The sequence below is a fragment of the Corynebacterium sp. HMSC072A02 genome (assembly GCF_001810085.1).
Classification (GTDB): Bacteria; Actinomycetota; Actinomycetes; order Mycobacteriales; family Mycobacteriaceae; genus Corynebacterium; species Corynebacterium hesseae.
Map to the genome: position 1 here is coordinate 1 of NZ_KV799844.1, position 19,414 is coordinate 19,414.

Genomic DNA, 19,414 nt, shown 5'->3' on the forward strand with positions numbered 1-19,414 from the left:
AGCGCTACCGGAAAGTCACGACGCTGCTACCAAACAGCCGGTCGCAACAGACTATTACAGTCACGCTTCCCACTCTATAGTCCGGTGTTTACGACCTACTCATCGCCTAGAACCGCCACAGGAATGGTGCTCTTATTGCGATAAACCATCTGGTCAACACCGCTGTGTTCGTTGTGCCATCCCGACGGGAGGGTAGACGCCATCACGGGCAGCTCTGAAACGCGCACTCACGCTGCTATAAACAGCGAGCTTTGCCCCAATGCTGCGCTTGCCTACCCTTCAATCGCTCATGCAAACAGCCCCACTGCGGATGCAATGGGGCTGTTCTGTAGTGCTCTGCCTGAGATTTCTCTGCTCAGGCTGGAACTACGAGTTGGTCTTAGCGGTTAGCGCGCCACGGAATGCCTTCCTTGGGCAGGTAGCCCAGCAGGTAGAGGTAATCAATAGCGCCGAAGATGGAAACGATTAGACCGCCACCGAGAATCGCTCCAAGGAATGAGTAACCAACAGCGGAGGACATATCAGCGTCTTCGCCATCTTTACCATCTTTGCCGTCGACGCCATCGCGGCCGTTGATGCCATCCTTGCCGTCACGCCCATCGCGGCCGCCGCGACCGTCACGGCCATCCTTGCCGTCGGCGCCGTCCTTGCCATCACGGCCATCGCGACCATCGCGGCCGTCCTCACCGTCGCGTCCATCGCGGCCATCCTTGCCGTCGGCACCGTCCTTGCCATCACGGCCAGGCTCCCCGTCTTCACCGTTATTATCCTCATCATCGGAATCTACAGGGGCCGAGGTAGTGGAAGCAGGCTCGGATTCCTCCGTCGGATCCTCAGGTTCGGCCGCCTCGGACTCAGTAGATTCAGGCGCAGTCGACTCTGCGGACTCAGAAGCCTCATCTGATGCGGAGGGTTCACTCGACTCGGAAGGCTCAGTGGACTCGGAGGGCTTCTCGGAATCAGAAGGCTCGGCGGACTCGGAAGGCTCAGAGGACTCGGAAGGCTCAGAGGACTCGGTTGTCGAGGTGGAATCCGGCGCTTCGTCGCTGACCTGCTTGCCATTGAGCATGTCCGCACACTTCTGTCCAGCCGGTGCGTTAACCTCGGCCAACGCAGAAGCCGCGGTCGAGATACCAGACAGGGTGGACTCAATTTCCTTGCGCTGAGTATCGCTCAGCTTCAAGTCCTTAGCGGCACTAGCGCCCGGGAAAAGGCCAGCAATCGTAACGGCGGCATTAAAAACCTTCAATACGGTAGCGACTCCAGTACCGAAAGCACCATCAGCAAACTTGATGAGCCCAGAGACGGTCTTCTTCGCCGCATCCGGGTTCTTCAAATCGACATCAGCATCGGAGTTCTCGATCTTTGCGATAGCCATGCCCTGCGCACGTGCGAGGTCCCACGTGACATCCTTGTCTTTCTCGCCTTCACGGACCATTTCAGCGATCCGCTCCCACGAGCTTGCGCCAATCTTCTTGATGAAGTCCGACGGGACGAGATCGCCGACAACAGGAATAACTTCCCATACGGTCTGCAGCAGCTTGTTGCCGCCATCATAGAATGCACGAGCTAGGTCGAGCTTGCGCTCAAGAATCTCGCCTTCCTTACCAGGAGCATCAGAAATCTCACAGACCAGCTTGCCGTCCTTCTCGACGACCTTGATCGAAGCGTCAGCCGTCGATGATTCAGTGCTCTTCAGCTCATCAAGCGTCGTCGGTTTGCTGTTTTCCGCGTCATAAAAGCTGATGTCGTTGTTGCGAGAGTCGCGGTCAAGCTCTTCAATCGCGTTATCACCAGCGTTGTCTTCATCAACCAGGTTGCCGTCTTCGTCGAAGGCAGTGCCGTTGACATCAAGAGTGCCAGTGCCATTCTCCTCATGAACGAAGGAAGATTCTGCCGGTTCCTCTACCGCAATTGCCTGAGGAGCAACGATAACGGAAGAAAAGGTAGCCACTGCCGCTACAGTGGCGACAATGCGAGAGCGAGTAGGGCGCATAGTTAGTCTTTCTTAAACTGAAGTGAAAACCCGCTTAGCCTTATAAGGCTTGCGATTAAGGTTCGGACGTGGCCACCATACAACCTGCAGAGTATATTTTCTACACTTGAGCAACTACTTGCTACCCCCATTCAGAGACACCGGCCATCGACATCTTTGCCGTTCACGCCGTAAACATTAGTCGCTCCAGACCGATTTCTACCCCCTTCACGCAATGAATGCGCCCAGCCAAAGCCCACGTCCACACCACCCCGACAAGGTGCCGCCACCCTCAGATATTGACAAAAGAATCCCCACTTTCACTCTAAGAAAGTAGGGAGGAATATGATGCGAATCACTCTCAGTTGAGCATCCCGCACGCTCATTTCACTGAACTAGCCTGCCATGCCATTGAGGCTTCGCATGATGCCGCCGAGTTCGATATCCATATACTGAGTCAGAATTTCAAAAATAAAATCGGAATTATACCCACGCAATGGCCCGTTGGTGCTCAGCATGGCAAGACCGTGGGCGCCAGCCCACACTGAAATCACTAATGTAAAAAGAACCCATGGAGTGCGCGGCCCGTCCACCTCATCGATAGCCTCGCGTACGAGAGACATAATGAACCCAAAGGCTCGGCCGAACTCGCTGAAATCACGTTGAAGCTCGACCGCTTTATTCGCGTTTGGCAGGAAGTCATCCTCAAACGACATGGGCACGATCGGGCCGGATGCGATCTTAATGAGCGCCTCAAATCCTTGCGGGTCATGCAAAGCATGCGAGACATATCCATAGCCCGTAGCTTTAATCTTCGACACTGCGCTAGCGTCCTGCGGCAACGCGGCTACCTGACGGTAAATGAACTCATAGTTGATTTTGTCCAAATAGCGCTCCAAGAAACTCGCCAGCTCTTGGTCGCTTTCAATAAGGTGTTCAGCCTCTTGGACGCTAAGTCCTGCTCGTTTTGCGGCGCCACCGATATGCAAGCCAGTCACGCCGTGGTCTAGAGCCTCCTCCACAGCACCTCGGAGCAGAGCTGTTCGCTGCTCATCCTCTGTGCTTCGTGGAAAGTCTTCTGCACTGATTAGGAGTGTTTCAGGCTGCTCCCCTGCCAGGCCGCAAGGTTCGGCGCGCTTGATACGCTCGCCCCTAAAAAAGGGATAAAGACCAACGCTCAGCGTATCCATGACAGCACTAAAGGTTTGCTTTTTCGCCGCTGGCGAGAGGTAGCGCAGAATCCCTTCAGCTGCAAGCTGTGTAACGCCGTGTAGGTGGGAAAATATCGACAGAGCGGAGAGTAGCGTCCCATAGGCATCGAGCTCCGTGCCGCCGGATTCTTTAATAGCGTCTTTAGTCAGGTCAAAAAGAATACGCATAATGGGGCAGGTGTCAGCCTCTCCATCACGGCTAGCAAAGTCCTCAGCCGTCAATCCCGTGCGGGGAGAAGCGTAGACAGCAGTAAAAGCCGCAAAAGAGGATGGGTCCTCGACCGCAAAAGAAAAGTAGGACAGCGCGGTCGCACGAAGCTTATCTACCGCGGTCGCATTCTCGGGCAATCCTTGTAGGTGCAAATCAATAGTTGACGTCAGCGCATCATTGAGAGAGTGCTTAGTTGCCTCGACGAGTTCCGCTTCGGAAGCAAAAAGTGCCTGAGCTTCCGCAAGAGGCACATCAACCTGGTCAGCAACTTCCCGAAGGCGCACTTCATCGATGCCCGCCTTAGCAATGACCCGGCCAGCTTGCTCAATCAGAAGCTGCTTAAAGGGCTGGCTACTTTGTTCCACACCTACTGAAGTATTCACAGTGTTCAGCCTACCCAGGAAATGACCGATTTTATATTCATAAACACAACATAGGAGGATTTAAAGGTTTCTCTCAGATTCCTTTTCTCCATCAACTCGCCCATATTATGTCCCAGCCGAAGTCAACATATACATTGCTACAAAACTTATACAGTCCTGCCCACATCGTGGACAGGACTTATAGAGCGCGCCTAGCGTGGCATTTCAGAGGCAGTGGGCTCTTATTCCCGCAACGTCAGGGTGCTAAGCACACTGCTTCCGCCCTCAATTTTTAGAGCTTAAGCGCCCTCGTTACCGATACGATCATCGAGCTGGTCGCGAGCAGAGTCAATCTTATCGGCCTTATCTTCGCCGAGCTTACCCTTAGCAAGATCAGCACCCTTGTCCAGTGCGCTGTCCGAAACCTGCTCGCCCTTATCGGAGTTCAGCGCGTCCTTTGCCTTGTCAAAAATACCCATTCCTACAATCCTTTCGTTGCTTTTACTGTTTCTAACCGTGCTAGCTACCAACGTGTCAATACGCCTGCGGCTACAACCGATCAGTAGGTGTGAACCCCATCGATCGGCTCCGCACACTACGAACAAGTGCACTATCGACCGCGGCATTCACGTTGCGAGCCATCACGAGACTCCACCGTACCGACGCACCAGAGTCTTCGCCACACGAGTTATTAATCACCCTAGTTATGAGACGTACCGTTCCCAACACAAAGCAGCACTCTAAGAATTCTCAGGGTCGGCGCATCCGTTTACCCCCTCCACCTACCCCTTTTCGTTCAACAACTTGCTAAAAGCAGGCGCGCCTTCGTTGGCATTGCTGTGCACTCTAGGACACACTTCTTTGGCTGCGCTCCGCGCTCAGTTCTTTGCGCAATAATTAACGCACATGCCCTCGTCCGTAGATCAATCGCCAAAGTACAAGCCTGCCCACAATGCCTTCTCCTCATTCTGAGCCAACTCCCCGACCCGCTACACAACCTGATTCTTCGACGCCCTCTCGTGGGTTAGAAATACCCACAAACGATGACTCAGCCTTTGGCTTAGTGTGGCCGGGAAAGAATGCTGCCGCTGCGCTTGCTGCCTCTCAAGCTGCGGGGAGGCAAACATTGATAAGCGGCTCGGATGCCACCACCAATTCAGTCACCGTCGCCGATAATCTATCCGCGCTCAAGAGCTTTGTTGCCCGCGGTATGAAGGCCGACGTCATCTATATCGACCCGCCGTATAACACCGGCAAAGATTTTGTTTATCGCGACAACTTCCGCCAACGGCGAGAAATGCGCTCAGAGCACTTTGGTCAATGGCATGCCGAATGGCTTTCTATGATGCTTCCACGACTGATCCTTGCGCGTGAAGTACTCGCAGACACAGGATTCATCGTGGTTTCGATCGGCGAATCAGAGTGTGCCCATGTACGCCTCCTCCTCAACGAGGTTTTCGGCGAGGATTGCTTTGCAAGCCAGCTCATTTGGAAAAAAGGCGGTACTGGAAAGAATGATTCAAGATATGCCGTCCAAGAGCACGAATATGTCCTTTGCTACGCCAAATCTCCGGAAAACTCCGGGTTCAATGTTGATCTAGGGGCGCAGACATCGACCCGCTACAACCATCGCGATGAGAAGGGTAACTATTCCCTCGTTCGCCTAGATTCCAAGACCTTGGGTTATCTACCAAGCCTCGACTTTCCCATCATCGGTCCGAAAGGTGATAAATACTGGCCTCATCAACCCGACGGGAAGTCGAAGGTGGCGCGCTGGCGTTGGGGGCGGGACAAAGTTGATAAGCACTATGACGACCTGGTTTTCAGACGCGGCTTTGTCTACACCAAAAACTATGAAAAGAAGGGTGCGCGCCCACGCTCCATACTGGACGGGGAACGATTCGGCGTAACCCGTACAGGCCGTCGTGACGCTGAAGAGGCACTCGGTGTTAAAGGCGTATTCGATTTTCCCAAACCAGTGCGGCTTATCAAGCACCTCATCGCAATCGCCGGCGGCCCCAACGCGGTAGTCCTCGACTTTTTTGCTGGCTCTGGCACCACCGCGCAGGCCGTCGTCGAGCTCAATCGCGAGGATGGCGGCCAACGCTCCTTTCACCTCGTACAGATTCCGGCCCCCACGGAAACCACCAGTGCCGCGCACCAAGCTGGGTATAAAACGGTGGCAGATATCTGCTTAGCGCGGGTTCGCTCCCTCGGCATCCCCTTTAATCACTACACGCTCAGCGAGTAGTCCACGAAGGAATCAGTCCTAGGCCACTCCGTGTTCCTCGGTGTCTGCAGGCCGGCCGGGGATACCGAAGAAGTCTAGTACCGCGTCGGTGGCAAAACCTTTACCCACCTCAGTTTTCGTAGCGTTGTTTCCACCAGGCCAAACGTGGGATCCGCCTTCGATGCGAATGTGCTGCAGCGGTGCTTGGCAGGCAGTCCATGTCTCTCTGGTGGCACCGTTTGTGAGACGTACGGACTCGACGTCGCCACGACACTTGTTACGACGCTGATGCTGCCCGAGCACTTCTGCGACCGAAGCATAAGCAGTCTCGTGCCGCACGCCGCCCTCATAGTTGACAACGGGGTCTTTTGTACCGTGAATATCCAAACGGCCAACAGGCTTGTCTGAGCAATCCGTATGGATGCCTTCGTAATAAGCCGCCGATACAGTAGCTACCGAGCGAAACGTCCCCGGCATACGGCAGGCTAAGAATGCCGCGAATCCTCCTCCATTGGACAGGCCCGCAGCGAAGATAGCGTTATCGTCTACCTCATAAGTTGCGCGCAGGCTGTCCACGATTGCTCGCACGAATTCTAGGTCTTCTTCCGCGCTGGTAGCAGCATAAGGCGCCGGAGCCCACGCCGCATTTTCCCCTGCAGGGTAGGCGACTATGGCGTCAGCCGCATCAAACTGGCTGTATTGCTCCATGTTTTCCGGAGAATCTGTATAACCGTGGAAGGACAACAGGACCGGCCAGGATCGATCTGCAGTGTAGTTTTCGGGCACGTGGAGGAGAAAACTACGTCCAGAGGCCAACTTCATTTTTTTCGTGTGCCCTGGGTCGGGGCCAACGAGCATAGGGGCGACGGGGAAACCGAGGTCACTTGTCCACTCTGCTGTTGATGGAGAAGTAGTCGTGTCTTCTTCAGGCGAGCTGCACGAGACCAGCGCCATGACGCAAGCTGCGGTTGACATGATCCCAGCCAGCGTGCGCGAACACCGCAGCCATGCTGCGGAATCTTCACTCATCATTTGCCTCGCCACGCTCGCCCTCGGGAAAATATCCTCGTCCACCTTAAAACATCCCACCGACATCCACGAACCTGCAGCACCACGGTAGATTTAGGAGCATCATGAGCCCAACTCCTTCCGAATCAACTGATTCCCCCAGCGTCTCATCCCCTTTCCCGGTCCCCGAGCATTACCCCAGCTATCGCCCGGCTTCGGGGAAAGAGGCACCGAGCTTCAGCACAGCTCAGCAGCGTCTTCGTTCTGCCCAATCATTCAGCCACGGTGCTGACGCCTATCATGACGTGCGTCCTGGCTATCCGCAGGAGGTATCACGGCTCATTGCCTCCGCGCGGACTGTCCTCGATGTTGGCGCAGGCACCGGAAAGCTCACTGAATCACTAAGCAACCCCGTTGTCTACGCCAGCGATCCATCCCCTGACATGACCCGAGTCCTAAACCGCCTCGGGGTGCCGTGCTGGCGTGCAACTGCCGAGAACACTGCGCTTGCAGACGCCTCCCTCGACGCCCTCACCTGCGCGCAGACCTGGCATTGGGTTGACGTCCAACGAGCCTGTGCAGAATTTGACCGGGTTCTCCGCCCCAACGGAAAAGTCCTCTTGGTGTGGAACACTCTGGACGTCAATGCGGACCCGTGGGTCCTGCGTCTTTCCCGCATCATGCATTCCGGAGATGTCCACCGTCCCGGTTTCTATCCCGCTTTTTGTGAACCATGGACGCTTCGCCAAGAGCTCCGCTTGACGTGGGAACACAAGCTGAGCCCCGAAGGCCTTCATTCTCTTATGCATACTCGCTCATATTGGCTTCGCAATGGCCAAAAGATCCATGAACGCATGACACATAACCTCAACTGGTACCTCTACGAACACATGGGCTTTCGCCCCGGCCAAGTCCTTCGCATTCCTTATCGGACAGATGCTTTCTTATTGGCCCGCGCTGGCGAGTAGCCAGCCCGCCCCAACCATGACAACTGTCACGTCTAATTGGTGACACCACGTCTACGCTGCACATATCTGCCCACCATAGCGTGAAGATATGAGCACAACACGCACTCTCCCACCAGTCATTGACGTCAATGACGTCAGCAAGGTTTTTAATGCGTCATCGCCCAATCCTGTACAAGCGCTTCACGACGTCTCCCTTTCCATTCATCGGGGCGAAATCGTTGGCCTGCTAGGAACGAACGGCGCCGGAAAAACGACGCTTATTGATCTCATCCTGGGCCTGACAACACCGACTTCCGGCACTATCCAGGTGCTCGGAGAAAGCCCACACACCGCTATTAAAAGCGGACGCATAGGAGCCGTCATGCAATCCGGCGGCCTTCTTCCTAACATCACCGTCAAGGAAACCCTCGAGCTCCTCGGCGCGGCCTTCCCATCTCACCGTGCGTTTGACGACATCATCGAGCGCGCAAATCTAGGAGATATCCTGTCGCGCCGCGTGAGCAAATGCTCCGGTGGTGAGCAACAACGCCTCCGCTTCGGACTGGCCCTCTTAGGAGATCCGGAAGTGCTGCTTCTCGACGAGCCAACTACTGGCATGGACGCCGGTGCCCGACATCACTTCTGGGAAACTATGCGCGAAGAGGCAGATGCCGGCCGAACCATCGTGCTCACCACCCATTACCTTGAAGAAGCCGAGACCTTTGCCCAGCGCATCATCATGCTCAACAAGGGCCACATTCAAGCCGATGGCTCGACAGAAGAGATCCGCAACTCCAACTCCACCCGTGTCATCCGGGCCGCCTTTCCCGGCGAGGTGCCACATGCGCTTACGGCCAACCTACTTCCCGGAGTTATCCACCAAGAGCAAACAGACACGGGGCTGGTCATCACTGCTCGAGACTCTGATGCGGTGGCACGCTACCTGCTTAACGAAACCACTGCTCGCGACATCACTATCACAGGACACAGTTTGGAGGATTCCTTCCTCGAGCTCTACAACGCTACATCCAGTAACACCACGCGATAAGGAGATTTCACATGAGCCCCCACACCGCTGCGCACCCCACTCTTCGCACCACCCTGAACTACGCTGCCCACGACCTAAAGCGGCTACGTCGCGACCTGCCCACGCTCTTTTTCAGCGTTGGTCTTCCAATCATCTTCTATATTCTCTTCGGCGCCATGCAAGAATACGGCCAAGTCGAGTTTAACGGCGGAAATGTTGCTGCCATGGTGATGATCGGCATGGCTCTCTATGCCGGTGCTACAGGTGCTGTTGGCGCCGCCGGCTCCATGGTTGCAGAAAACCGTGCAGGATGGGGCCGACAATTGGCGCTCACTCCCCTACGCTCTTCCCAGCTAGGGATTTCCAATTTCCTCAATATCGCGGTCCGCGCAATCTTACCGATCGCCGCTGTCTTCATTACCGGTGCACTCACCGCAGCAAGCATGCAACCGACCCAGTGGGCATTAGCATTTCTTGCTACCGTCGCCTGCGCTATCCCCTTCGGCTTCTACGGCATGGCCTGTGCCATGCTCTTTCCCTCAGAAAACACCGTCTCTATCACAACATCCACTATCGTCATTCTCGCCTTCGCCGGAAATGTCTTCATGCCGCTAAAGGAATCGCTACTCGCGGTCGGACGATTCACTCCGATGTACGGCGCACAGGCTCTTTCTCGTGGGCCTTTGTCTGAAGGCGCCCAAATGATCAATAGCGAGCAGCTCTTTATTGAAGACCCGCTATGGTACGCATGGGTTAATATCGCTGTATGGACAATGGTTTTCGTCGGGTTGTGTCTGATTCTTCACAAGCGCGACAAGAACCGAGCATGATGAGTAGCTTCAAGGTTCGCAATGCCGCTTTCGCAGCTATTTGGTTGATCTTTCTCCTGCTTGTCCTTCTCCAAGTTTTGTTCCTTCCCACTTATACGCCTGCTCAGCGGACCTGGGCTGTGGCCATCACTGTGTTTTTCTGTGTGGCCTACTTTCTCTCCTTTGGTTCTGTCGACTTCTTTCCGCGCGGCTGGACCTTGGGTCAACGCGTCACCCTTCGGTGGGTTATCCTCGCGCTACTCGCCCTAGCATCTATTCCGGGATATGGTGCCTGGGCTGTCGCCTTCGTCCCATATCTCGGAGCGCTCGTAGCCTATACACAACCGTTCAGGACTGCCGCGACGGTTATTATGCTCACCGGCATACTTGCTGGTATCCCCGCATGGATTTACGAGAATCCTCGCTTTATGGACCTTGCGATCATCCTCTTCGGCTGGCCGCTTCTCATCTTGGTCCTCGGAGCATTGTCCCAGAGAGAGGACACTGAGATAGCTCTTCGCCATGATTTAGATCTGGCGCATCAACGCGAGGATATTGCCTCTGATATCCATGACCTTCTCGGCCACTCGCTTACTGCTATCAACCTCAAATCCGAAGTAGCCCGTCGGCTAATCGAACACGACCCCGCCAAGGCAGCTGCCGAGCTCGAGGAGATTAGCGCCCTGTCAAGGATGTCACTCGCCGAAGTCCGCTCGACTGTTACCCGCATGAAGAACCCTACCTTTGCCGGCGAGATCCACGCCGCGCGCCGGATCCTCGAAACCGCCGGAATACAAACTCACCTTCCGGATACCCTCACGCGCCCCCAGTCTCATGAAGATCTGTTCTCCTGGGCGTTGCGGGAGCTTAGCACCAACGTCGTGCGGCATTCTGGGGCTACTGAATGCTGGGTACTACTCACGGAGAACTCCCTCAAGGTTACGGACAACGGCTGCGGCTTCACAGAAGACGCTTCGCGTGCACTTGCCTCCGGTCTCACGGGCCTCGCAGGTCTTCGCCGCCGGGCAGAAGCCGCCGGCGGTGAGGTCACAATCGAGCGCGCCGGCGGTTTGACCACAGTCCGCGTGACGCTCAAAGGCCCTGATACGCAGGAGGTTAAGTAGCTTTGACGAACGCCATCCGGGTGCTCATTGCCGAGGACCAGTCTCTAGTTCGCGGCGCGCTGACCGCGCTCCTTAATACCGAGCCGGACATTGAAGTCGTTGCAGGCTGTGGCTCTGGGACAGAGGTCGCGGAGCTCGTCGCCAAGCACAGCGTTGACGTGGCTTTACTCGATATTGAGATGCCTGGCATGAACGGCATCGATGCTGCCAAGAGTATCGCCGGCACTGACTGCCGGAGCCTTATCGTCACCACATTTGGACGGTCCGGTTACGTCAAACGCGCTCTCGAAGCAGGTATAGATGGCTTTCTCGTCAAAGACACCCCTCCCGATGAACTCGCTGATGCCATCCGCCGTGTCCATTCGGGTTTGCGCGTTATCGATCCGCAGCTTGCTCAGGACATTCTCTTCGCCCCCGACAACCCACTGAGCGAACGAGAAATCGAGGTATGCCGCCTGTTAGTCCGTGGACTCGGCTCCGCTGATATCGCTGCGCAACTTCACCTCAGCGGCGGGACCGTGCGCAACCACGTCTCCGCCATCATGGCGAAGACGCGGGCTGGAAATCGCTTCGAGGCTGCACGGCGAGCCGAAGCAAACGGGTGGATTTGAGGCCTCTCCGTGGTCCCGCCTTCAGCCCGCTAGCGGAGCTATCGGCGTTGACGGCGCTCGCGCACGCGCACCGCGATGCGCACGGGCGAGCCGTGGAAACCGAAACGCTCACGGAATTTACGCTCTAGGTAGCGACGATAGCCAGCGTCCAAGAAGCCGGTTGTAAACAGCACGATGGTCGGTGGTTGCGTCGACGCCTGAGTGGCAAAGAGCACTCGCGGCAGACGGTTATTATTCATCGGCGGTGGATTCGCGGCAATCGCGTCACGCATCCAATTGTTGAGCTGACCGGTGGACACGCGCTGATCCCAGCTTTCTAGGGCCTCGATCATGGCGGGCTCAAGCTTTTGCAAGGCGCGCCCGGTCTCAGCAGAGATATTCACGCGGGTCACCCACGGCAGGTGGCGCAGGTTCTCATCAATTTCGCGCTCTAGGTAGTAGCGGCGATCCTCATCCACAAGGTCCCACTTGTTAAAGGCAATAACCAAGGCTTTTCCGGCCTCGAGAATCATGTTGAGGACGCGTTGGTCTTGCTCCGAGACTTCTTGGGAAGCGTCGATAAGCATGACGCACACCTCGGCCGCATCAATCACGCCGCGCGTGCGCAAGGAGGCGTAGTACTCGTGGCCCTGCGCGTTTTTAACCTTCTTGCGCAGACCTGCGGTATCAATGAACTTCCACAAACGCTGGTCCAGCTGCACCAGGGAATCAACTGGGTCGACCGTGGTGCCTGCAGCATTGTCTACCACGGAGCGCTCCTCCGCCGTCAGCTTGTTCAGCAAGGAGGACTTGCCCACGTTCGGCTTGCCCACCAACGCCACGCGGCGAGGACCGGAGGTAATCGAGGAATGACGCGGTTCCGCAGGGAACAAACGGAGGATCTCATCGAGGACGTCGGCACCGCCCCGACCATGCTGAGCGGATACTGGCCACGGATCGCCCAAACCAAGCGCGTAGAACTCGGCCATGTCTGCATACATGGTTTCCGAATCAAACTTGTTGGATACCAGGATGACTGGGACCTCGGAGCGCTGCAATTTCCGAGCCATAACCGCATCGGTCTCAGTGATGCCCACCTTGGTGTCCACCACGAATACGATGACGTCGGCAGTTTCCATCGCCTGCTCTGCCTGGCGGGCGATGGCGGCATGGATTCCCTTGACGTTCGGGTCCCAACCTCCGGTGTCCTGAACAAAGAAGCGCTGGCCATTCCACTCCGCTACATAAGACACGCGGTCACGGGTCACGCCCGGGTGGTCCTCTACAACAGCTTCACGGCGCCCAAGGAAGCGATTCACCAGAGAAGACTTGCCCACGTTCGGGCGGCCCACTACGGCCACCGTGCACAGGTTTTCCTCCGTATGGCCCTCACCGACACCAAAGGCGTGGGATAGGGCTTCCCATTCTTCCTCGCTCAGCAGAGCCTCATCGTCGAAATCGGTCTCATCCTCACCAAAATCGGCCTCGCTGAATTCAGACTCGTCGAATTCATAGTCAAAGTCTTCAGAGTCGAAATCCTTCGGAGCCCAGCCGCCGTGCGGATCGCGTACGACCTCTTCTTCAAGTTTTCCGGCCGGATAGTGAAATTCCGTCTCAAAGTCTTCCGGCTGCTGCGCCGGATCTACATCCGGATTCTGCGGTTCATTAGTCATGTCAGGCCTCCTGTGCAGCCGATTCTTTGACGACGGCGATGAGAGCGTCAAGGACCTCATCTCGGGTCATCTCGGACGTATCAACGAGTACCGCGTCCTCCGCCGGGCGCAGCGGCGATGTAGCGCGGGAAGAGTCGGCGGCGTCGCGCCGTTCGACGGCGGCAAGCACGGAGTCAAAATCCGAGTCAATGCCGGCAGCTAGGTTTTGGTCGTGACGGCGCTGTGCTCGGACCTCGGCGCTAGCCGTCATGAAAGCCTTCGCGGGGGCATCGGCAAGAACAACCGTGCCGATATCGCGCCCTTCGACAATCGCGCGATGAGCCTGGGCGGCAAGCTTACGTTGCAGTTCAACGAGGTTTTGGCGCACTTCCGGAATGGCGGAAACTGCCGAGACATTGCGGGTGACCTCATCTTCTCGGATGACGCGGGAGACATCCTCGCCATCAAAGATGACCATGGTGGAATCTGGATCATCAGACACCTCGAGAGGCAGGTCAGCAGTCGTGGAAATCACCGCCTCAGTATCCGCTGGGTCCACACCCGCGCGCAGCACAGCAAGCGTTGCCACGCGGTACATTGCACCGGTATCGACGTACTTGGCGTCAAGCTTCTTGGCCAGTGCTCGGCACGTCGTGGATTTACCGGTTCCGGAGGGACCGTCAACAGCCAGAATGAGGCCTTGATTGGGCATATTTGAAATCATTACATCCCCACCGCCTTGTACAGGCTGGTCAGTTCGTTGGAGTTCAGTGCACGCAAGGAGCCGGGCTTCATATCACCCAACTGCACCGTGTGGAGTTTGGTGCGCACGAGACGCTGGACCGGATACCCGGCTTCCTTAAGCATGCGACGCACGATGTGCTTCCGGCCCTCGTGCAGCTCGACGCGCACCAGCGAATAGCCCTGGTTCTTGTCCACGATCTGCACATAGTCCGCCTGCGCAAGGCCATCATCCAATTCGATGCCGTCGCGCAGCTGACGAACGAGCTTCTTATCTGCTTCGCCAAGGACAGTCGCGAGGTATGTTTTGGTCACCTCATATTTGGGATGCATGAGACGGTTGGCAAGTTCGCCGTCGTTAGTCAACAAGAGAAGCCCCTCGGTATCCGCGTCGAGGCGCCCGACGTGGAACAAGCGCTGGCCTGCTACCACGCGATCAGCCACCACATCTCCCACGCAAGGACGGCCCATGTCATCCGACATCGTGGACTGCATACCGCGCGGTTTGTTGAGCACGAAGTATTGGGTCTCCTCGTTGACGTTGATGCGTGTGCCATCGACGCGAATCACGTCCGTGTTGGGATTGACACGAGTGCCCTGCTTGATGATGACCTGGCCGTTGACCTCAACGCGGCCTTCATCGATGAGGATCTCTGCATGGCGGCGCGAAGCAACGCCGGCCTTTGCCAAGACCTTTTGCAGGCGCTCGCCTTGGTTCTGGGAGCTCTTCTTATCTTTACCGTCTACCAGCCAGTCCGCGCCCAAGTCTCGGGCGATAGATTCTGCGGTGGCCTTCTTCTTCACATGCTGATGGCGGGCCGGCTTAGCGTTCGACACGATCATGTCGCTGTCACGCTTTTTCTTTTCCGGTGTGCCATCGCGGCGAGCGGGTGGAGTCACGGGAATGTGTCCTCTCAATAGTTCTTCAATTTGCGGCGCGCGGAAACACGCCGATGTCCGGCCGCAATCCTACCGCATACAGCGCCTTTATGAGTAGTCCTCGTCGATCTGCTCGATGTCTGGCAGCAGCGGAGCGAGATCCGGGAGGCGCTCGAGGGAATCAATACCGAGTAGCTCTAGGAAAAGCTCAGTAGTCTCATAGTGATGTGCGTTGCCAGCTGAGGGCTCTGGGCTCTCTATCTCCCGGATGAGCCCCCGCAACATGAGCGTACGAACTACTCCGTCGACGTTGACGCCGCGTACGCCAGCGACTTGGGCTCGGGTGACCGGTTGGCGGTATGCGATAACGGCCAAGGTCTCCAATGCCGCGCGGGAAAGCTTGGTTTGGGTGCCATCGAGAACAAACTGCTCGACGGCATCTGCGTTCTCTTTACGCGTATAGAAGCGCCAGCCCTCCGGCGTCTCCCGCAGATCGATGCCAGAACCGCGCTCGCTCAGCTCGCGCTCTAGTGCACGCAGAGTATCACTGACGACGGTGACCTCCGCATCCAGTACACGGGCCAGCTCCTCCACGCTGGCTGGCGAATCAATAACGAGGAGGATGGACTCCAGGCGTGAGCGCAACTGGGAAATAAGAGGTAAAGCTCCCTGTCGGCTCGGGGCTACGAGGTCTCTGGGGGCCAAGGATGACGTATCGTCCATGACTCGGTAGCTTACCCTAATCCCAGTTCGCCGCCGCGACGACCGCCGGGTCCACGTCGAGCCCGGTCCAGGACAATTCAAGTGGCCCCAAAGACTCTGACTGGGAAGCATCAACCGCTTTGGCTTTGTAGAGCTCCAACAACGCCAGGAAACGTCCAACGACCTCCATAGAGATGGTGCAGTCCCTGGTTAAGGCTTCGAAACTCATCCATTGGCCCGTGCCCAGCATCTTGAGCGTCGTGAGGATCTTTCCGGCTTGCTCCGGCACGGAGACAGCAACCTGGTGAATATGGCCTGTGGCAACCTCTTCCGGGGGTTTGGGCCGGAAGACACCAGCTGCGAGTTCGGCGAACGTGGCCGGAGTATGCCCAATCTTGACTGGCGGAAGAAGGTTGCTAAAGCGCTCCTCCATCGCCACCGCACGCGGATAACGCCGCTGGGCCGCGCGCTGCCATTGCGCGAACTGGTCGGCAACCTGCTTATAAGCCTTGTACTGCAGAAGGCGCGCAAAGAGGAGATCGCGAGTCTCCAGGAGCTCAAGATCTTCAAAATCATCGACTTCGCCACGCGGCAATAATCGAGCCGCCTTCAAATCCAAAAGTGTTGCGGCGATGAGAAGGAACTCCGTGGTTTCATCCAAGTCCGCGGTTGCCCCTAAAGCACGCGTATAGGCCACGAACTCATCGGTGACTTCAGACAGCGCCACTTCCGTAACGTCCAGCTTCTTCGCTTGAATCAGCTGCAGCAGCAAGTCGAAAGGGCCCTCAAAATTGCCCAGGGCGATGCGAAAGCCGGTAATCTCCGGTTGGGTCATAATGAGCGGCTAGCCGTTAGCTCGCTCGATGACCTCTTTAGCCAGGTCGCGGTACTGCTTGGCTGCCTGGGAGCTGGGCGCCCAGGTAGTAATGGGCTCGCCGGCTACCGACGTCTCTGGGAAACGAACGGTACGTGTAATCACCGTGTCAAAGACCTTGTCCCCGAAATACTCCACCACGCGGTCCATGACTTCCCGGGCGTGGCGGGTGCGGCGATCGAACATGGTGACCAGAATTCCCATGACCTCGAGGTCGAAGTTAATGCGGTCCGCTACTTTCTCCACGGTATCGGTTAACAGCGCGAGGCCGCGCAGGGAAAAGAACTCGCACTCCATGGGGATGATAACTCCCTGCGAGCAGGCCAAAGCATTGACCGTGAGCAAGCCCAGTGAAGGCTGGCAGTCAATGATGATGAAGTCATAGTCCTTGCGTACCGGGCGAAGGGCACGGGCCAGGGTATGTTCGCGGCCAACTTCATTGACCATCTGGATCTCAGCGGCGGAGAGGTCGATGTTGGCGGGGACGAGGTCGAGCCCGGCCACGCCGGTGTGCACGATAGCGGAATGCACTGAGACTTCGCTATCAAGCATGACGTCATAAATGGTGTCCTGGATCTGGTCGTGGGTCAGGCCCAGGCCGGCCGAAAGAGCACCCTGCGGGTCCAAGTCAACGAGGAGGACTTTACGCCCCAGCTCCGCCAGACACGCGCCCATGTTAATGGTGGACGTGGTTTTCCCGACGCCACCCTTCTGGTTACACATGGAAATAATCGTGGCGGGACCATGCTTTTCCAATGGCTCTGGTTCCGGAAGCTCCCGCAGTGGGCGGCCGGTTAACCCGACCTGTGCTTCCGAGGCCTCAAACAGTCCCTCGTCGCTCACAGTCACACCTGCTTCCTTGACCTGTACGGCCCCTGTGCGGTCTTTCCGCTTCGGCTTTGCAGCAACACGCGGCGCCGCATTCTTACATCCTTGTGATTATAGGGTACCCCGTGGGTGCCTGCGCCGCGATTATAGCTAAGGAAAACCGGTGAATAAAGCCCACGGCCTAGATTAGGCGTCCTTCTGTGCTCCCTTCGACCGGCGTCCCTTAAGCGCGAGCCACACGATGAGCGCGATAACTCCGAGGCCCGCGATACCTGCTGCAAGTGCGCCAACTCCAAGCCCCGATTCTCCTTGTTCCTCTCCGCCGGCCTTGTCAGCTGCATCAGAATCCAGCTGCTGCTCCGCAGGCACCTCACTCGCGCTCTCACGGGTTGGATCGGTAAGCGTCACTACCAGCTCAGCGGACTGAGTGTCCTTGTTCACGAATTGCATGATGAAAGGATTGTCCGGCTCCGCCCCCTCTGGGTAGGTCAGGGTCATGGTGCGCGAGCCTTTGTCGATCTCCCGTTTGACCCCCTTTACGAACTCGCCTTCCGCGTTGAGGTAGCGCAGCGTAACTCCGTCATCCTCAAGGTGCTTGAAGCGGTTGTACAGGTCGAGAGCCTGTTTGAGCCCAAGCTTGGCAGTGATTGTTTGGCCGTCAATCGTGGATTCCAGGTTCACATAGGAAGTATTCGAATCATCAATTCCTTCCCACCCGCGGCCTGTTCGCGGAGGAGGCACGTGGCCTTGACCAGAGTCACCCACAGCGGGCGCCGAGCCATCGGCGGGAGGCTGTCCTCCGTTCTGCTCACCACCACCTGCGCTGTCATCGGAGTTCTCGCTCCCCGCCGGTCCCCCGTTGCCCCCGGGATTACCCGGGTTCTCGTGGTCCTGCTGCTCACCGCCGAGCTGGCCCGGATCCCCGTTCTCAGCTGCGTCGTTGAGATCATCGGCAGTAACGTCGGCGTCGGCCACGAGCACGATGGTCATGGTCACGCCTTGGTAGGTCACCGGCACACTGATTTGTCCTCCCGCGGGTGGTGCGGTCACCGTAGCGCTGCCGCCAGAAGCAGTGACGTTCCAACCATCGGAGGCCACGTTGACGTCGACAGGAACTGGCAGCGAAACGGTCGTGGTCTGACCAGCCGGCACCGGAATGGTGGCGTCTTGTGCATAGGCGGCGGCCGTGCCGAACCCTGGCAGCACCCCAGTTGCGCTCACGATGCCCGACGCGACGCCGGAAAGGGAACCTACGGAGAGCACGGAAGCTAGCGCAACCGCTCGATAGGTTTGGGACAAAGCAGTGGTTGAAGCCATAAATATCCTTTTCATTAGGTTGAAGTCGTGACGATTCTAGGCGCTCTTAGGCGCGTGGATGGGCAGTGCGCCACACTTCGCGGAGTGAATCCGCAGTGACGTGGGTATAAATCTGTGTCGTCGTCACGGAAGAATGCCCCAAGAGCTCCTGTACGGTACGCACATCAGCCCCGCCCTCGAGCAGATGGGTGGCAAATGAGTGACGCAGTGTGTGCGGAGAAATTTTGGTACTCAGGTGGGCGCGCTGCGCTGCGGTCTTGATCACGGCCCAGGCGCTTTGCCGCGATAAAGACTTGCCCCGAGTGTTGAGGAACAGGGCGTGAGAGGCTCCCGTAGCCAGCACTGGGCGGGCACGCACTAGGTAGTTCTCCACCGCTGTCACCGCATGTGAACCCAGCGGAACTAGCCGTTGCTTATCGCCCTTGCCGCTCAACAACACAATGTCACGAACTGAAGCACTCCCCTCACCCGTCACATCGTCCACATTTAGCGCGATGATTTCGGAGATACGTGCGCCCGTACCATACAGCATCTCCAATAGAGCGCGATCTCGGATATCAATGGGCGTTGCAGCATCACCGCTAGGGATGGCATCGAGGAGTGCCTCTACATCCTCCACGCTGAGAGTCTCCGGCAGCGGTTGCGCCCGCTTGGGTGGGGAAACCTCCGCCGCGACATCTTCCTCAATCATCCCCTCGGCCAGGGCAAACTTATGCAGCCCTCGAGCGACAACCAAAGCGCGACTAGCAGAAGACTGCGCAAGACTCTTACGCAAGTAAACGAGGTAGTTCTCCACGTGCGAGCGGGTTACGTGGCGCAAATCCGTGATCCCAAATTCCGCAAGCCAATTGACGTAACGGTTAATGTCTCGACGGTAATTGCTTACCGTATTCTTCGAGGCACCTTTTTCCACCATGAGGTGCATCA

General features: G+C 57.1%; 19 protein-coding genes. 7 read left to right on the plus strand and 12 right to left on the minus strand.

Going from position 1 to position 19,414, the window contains the following annotated elements; all coding sequences use genetic code 11:
* Nucleotides 1-379 precede the first annotated feature (379 nt).
* The 3 genes from HMPREF2698_RS05085 to HMPREF2698_RS05095 form a co-directional block, all read right to left on the minus strand.
* Nucleotides 380-1,954 (minus strand): prolipoprotein diacylglyceryl transferase, encoded by a 1,575-nt coding sequence (locus HMPREF2698_RS05085; RefSeq protein ID WP_246819438.1) that lies wholly within the window; start codon nt 1,952-1,954, stop codon nt 380-382.
* Nucleotides 1,955-2,370: 416 nt separating this feature from the next.
* Nucleotides 2,371-3,780 carry a TetR/AcrR family transcriptional regulator gene (locus HMPREF2698_RS05090; protein ID WP_070562608.1) on the minus strand — a complete coding sequence of 470 codons (1,410 nt, stop codon included), beginning with the start codon at nt 3,778-3,780 and terminating at the stop codon, nt 2,371-2,373.
* 278 nt (nt 3,781-4,058) lie between these two features.
* Complete coding sequence (locus HMPREF2698_RS05095) at nt 4,059-4,238, minus strand: antitoxin (protein WP_070524820.1); 180 nt, start codon at nt 4,236-4,238, stop codon at nt 4,059-4,061.
* Nucleotides 4,239-4,711: 473 nt separating this feature from the next.
* On the opposite strand from HMPREF2698_RS05095, the gene HMPREF2698_RS05100 reads away from it, so the two are divergent.
* The gene (locus HMPREF2698_RS05100; RefSeq protein ID WP_083303793.1) at nt 4,712-6,010 is read left to right on the plus strand and encodes a site-specific DNA-methyltransferase; all 1,299 of its coding nucleotides are present in this window, start codon (nt 4,712-4,714) and stop codon (nt 6,008-6,010) included.
* Nucleotides 6,011-6,028: 18 nt separating this feature from the next.
* Here HMPREF2698_RS05100 and HMPREF2698_RS05105 read toward each other — a convergent pair whose 3' ends face one another.
* Complete coding sequence (locus HMPREF2698_RS05105) at nt 6,029-6,811, minus strand: CE1 family esterase (RefSeq protein ID WP_227486307.1); 783 nt, start codon at nt 6,809-6,811, stop codon at nt 6,029-6,031.
* Between the two features lie 94 nt (nt 6,812-6,905).
* On the opposite strand from HMPREF2698_RS05105, the gene HMPREF2698_RS13610 reads away from it, so the two are divergent.
* The 6 genes from HMPREF2698_RS13610 (at nt 6,906) to HMPREF2698_RS05130 (ending at nt 11,515) form a co-directional block, all read left to right on the plus strand.
* Entirely contained in the window at nt 6,906-7,109 is a 204-nt protein-coding gene (locus tag HMPREF2698_RS13610) for a hypothetical protein (protein ID WP_232748500.1), read from the plus strand.
* A 13-nt stretch (nt 7,110-7,122) separates the two neighbouring features.
* Complete coding sequence (locus tag HMPREF2698_RS12925) at nt 7,123-7,965, plus strand: class I SAM-dependent methyltransferase (RefSeq protein WP_083303794.1); 843 nt, start codon at nt 7,123-7,125, stop codon at nt 7,963-7,965.
* Between the two features lie 88 nt (nt 7,966-8,053).
* Entirely contained in the window at nt 8,054-8,992 is a 939-nt protein-coding gene (locus HMPREF2698_RS05115) for an ABC transporter ATP-binding protein (RefSeq protein ID WP_070562614.1), read from the plus strand.
* Between the two features lie 11 nt (nt 8,993-9,003).
* Entirely contained in the window at nt 9,004-9,801 is a 798-nt protein-coding gene (locus HMPREF2698_RS05120; protein ID WP_070562617.1) for an ABC-2 transporter permease, read from the plus strand.
* 407 nt (nt 9,802-10,208) lie between these two features.
* The gene (locus HMPREF2698_RS13615; protein WP_246819440.1) at nt 10,209-10,904 is read left to right on the plus strand and encodes a sensor histidine kinase; all 696 of its coding nucleotides are present in this window, start codon (nt 10,209-10,211) and stop codon (nt 10,902-10,904) included.
* 2 nt (nt 10,905-10,906) lie between these two features.
* Nucleotides 10,907-11,515 carry a response regulator transcription factor gene (locus HMPREF2698_RS05130; protein WP_070562624.1) on the plus strand — a complete coding sequence of 203 codons (609 nt, stop codon included), beginning with the start codon at nt 10,907-10,909 and terminating at the stop codon, nt 11,513-11,515.
* Between the two features lie 38 nt (nt 11,516-11,553).
* Here the strand turns inward: HMPREF2698_RS05130 and der are convergent, their stop codons facing one another.
* The 8 genes from der to xerD all read right to left on the minus strand — a co-directional run bounded on the left by der (nt 11,554) and on the right by xerD (nt 19,412).
* Complete coding sequence (der, locus tag HMPREF2698_RS05135) at nt 11,554-13,167, minus strand: ribosome biogenesis GTPase Der (protein WP_070562626.1); 1,614 nt, start codon at nt 13,165-13,167, stop codon at nt 11,554-11,556.
* A gap of 1 nt (nt 13,168) precedes the next feature.
* Nucleotides 13,169-13,870 (minus strand): (d)CMP kinase, encoded by a 702-nt coding sequence (cmk, locus tag HMPREF2698_RS05140; RefSeq protein ID WP_070562629.1) that lies wholly within the window; start codon nt 13,868-13,870, stop codon nt 13,169-13,171.
* A complete protein-coding gene (locus HMPREF2698_RS05145) occupies nt 13,870-14,787 on the minus strand; it encodes a pseudouridine synthase (protein ID WP_070562633.1) in 918 nt (305 codons plus the stop codon). The genes cmk and HMPREF2698_RS05145 overlap by 1 nt, the downstream gene beginning before the upstream one ends.
* Before the next feature lie 87 nt (nt 14,788-14,874).
* The gene (scpB, locus tag HMPREF2698_RS05150; protein WP_070562636.1) at nt 14,875-15,489 is read right to left on the minus strand and encodes an SMC-Scp complex subunit ScpB; all 615 of its coding nucleotides are present in this window, start codon (nt 15,487-15,489) and stop codon (nt 14,875-14,877) included.
* A 16-nt stretch (nt 15,490-15,505) separates the two neighbouring features.
* Nucleotides 15,506-16,303 (minus strand): segregation and condensation protein A, encoded by a 798-nt coding sequence (locus tag HMPREF2698_RS05155; RefSeq protein WP_070562639.1) that lies wholly within the window; start codon nt 16,301-16,303, stop codon nt 15,506-15,508.
* A gap of 9 nt (nt 16,304-16,312) precedes the next feature.
* Nucleotides 16,313-17,191, minus strand: a complete 879-nt coding sequence (locus HMPREF2698_RS05160; RefSeq protein WP_180952111.1) for a ParA family protein — start codon at nt 17,189-17,191, stop codon at nt 16,313-16,315.
* A gap of 165 nt (nt 17,192-17,356) precedes the next feature.
* A complete protein-coding gene (locus HMPREF2698_RS05165; protein WP_070562642.1) occupies nt 17,357-18,487 on the minus strand; it encodes a hypothetical protein in 1,131 nt (376 codons plus the stop codon).
* A gap of 46 nt (nt 18,488-18,533) precedes the next feature.
* Nucleotides 18,534-19,412 carry a site-specific tyrosine recombinase XerD gene (gene xerD, locus HMPREF2698_RS05170; RefSeq protein ID WP_070562645.1) on the minus strand — a complete coding sequence of 293 codons (879 nt, stop codon included), beginning with the start codon at nt 19,410-19,412 and terminating at the stop codon, nt 18,534-18,536.
* Nucleotides 19,413-19,414 lie beyond the last annotated feature (2 nt).

Coding starts and splice junctions, on each gene's coding strand:
- HMPREF2698_RS05095 (WP_070524820.1), bottom strand. CDS start 4,238: ATGGGTATTTTTGACAAGGCAAAGGACGCGCTGAACTCCGATAAGGGC.
- HMPREF2698_RS05100 (WP_083303793.1), top strand. CDS start 4,712: ATGCCTTCTCCTCATTCTGAGCCAACTCCCCGACCCGCTACACAACCT.
- HMPREF2698_RS05105 (WP_227486307.1), bottom strand. CDS start 6,811: ATGAAGTTGGCCTCTGGACGTAGTTTTCTCCTCCACGTGCCCGAAAAC.
- HMPREF2698_RS12925 (WP_083303794.1), top strand. CDS start 7,123: ATGAGCCCAACTCCTTCCGAATCAACTGATTCCCCCAGCGTCTCATCC.
- HMPREF2698_RS05115 (WP_070562614.1), top strand. CDS start 8,054: ATGAGCACAACACGCACTCTCCCACCAGTCATTGACGTCAATGACGTC.
- HMPREF2698_RS05120 (WP_070562617.1), top strand. CDS start 9,004: ATGAGCCCCCACACCGCTGCGCACCCCACTCTTCGCACCACCCTGAAC.
- HMPREF2698_RS13615 (WP_246819440.1), top strand. CDS start 10,209: ATGGACCTTGCGATCATCCTCTTCGGCTGGCCGCTTCTCATCTTGGTC.
- der (WP_070562626.1), bottom strand. CDS start 13,167: ATGACTAATGAACCGCAGAATCCGGATGTAGATCCGGCGCAGCAGCCG.
- cmk (WP_070562629.1), bottom strand. CDS start 13,870: ATGATTTCAAATATGCCCAATCAAGGCCTCATTCTGGCTGTTGACGGT.
- scpB (WP_070562636.1), bottom strand. CDS start 15,489: ATGGACGATACGTCATCCTTGGCCCCCAGAGACCTCGTAGCCCCGAGC.
- HMPREF2698_RS05155 (WP_070562639.1), bottom strand. CDS start 16,303: ATGACCCAACCGGAGATTACCGGCTTTCGCATCGCCCTGGGCAATTTT.
- HMPREF2698_RS05165 (WP_070562642.1), bottom strand. CDS start 18,487: ATGGCTTCAACCACTGCTTTGTCCCAAACCTATCGAGCGGTTGCGCTA.
- xerD (WP_070562645.1), bottom strand. CDS start 19,412: ATGCACCTCATGGTGGAAAAAGGTGCCTCGAAGAATACGGTAAGCAAT.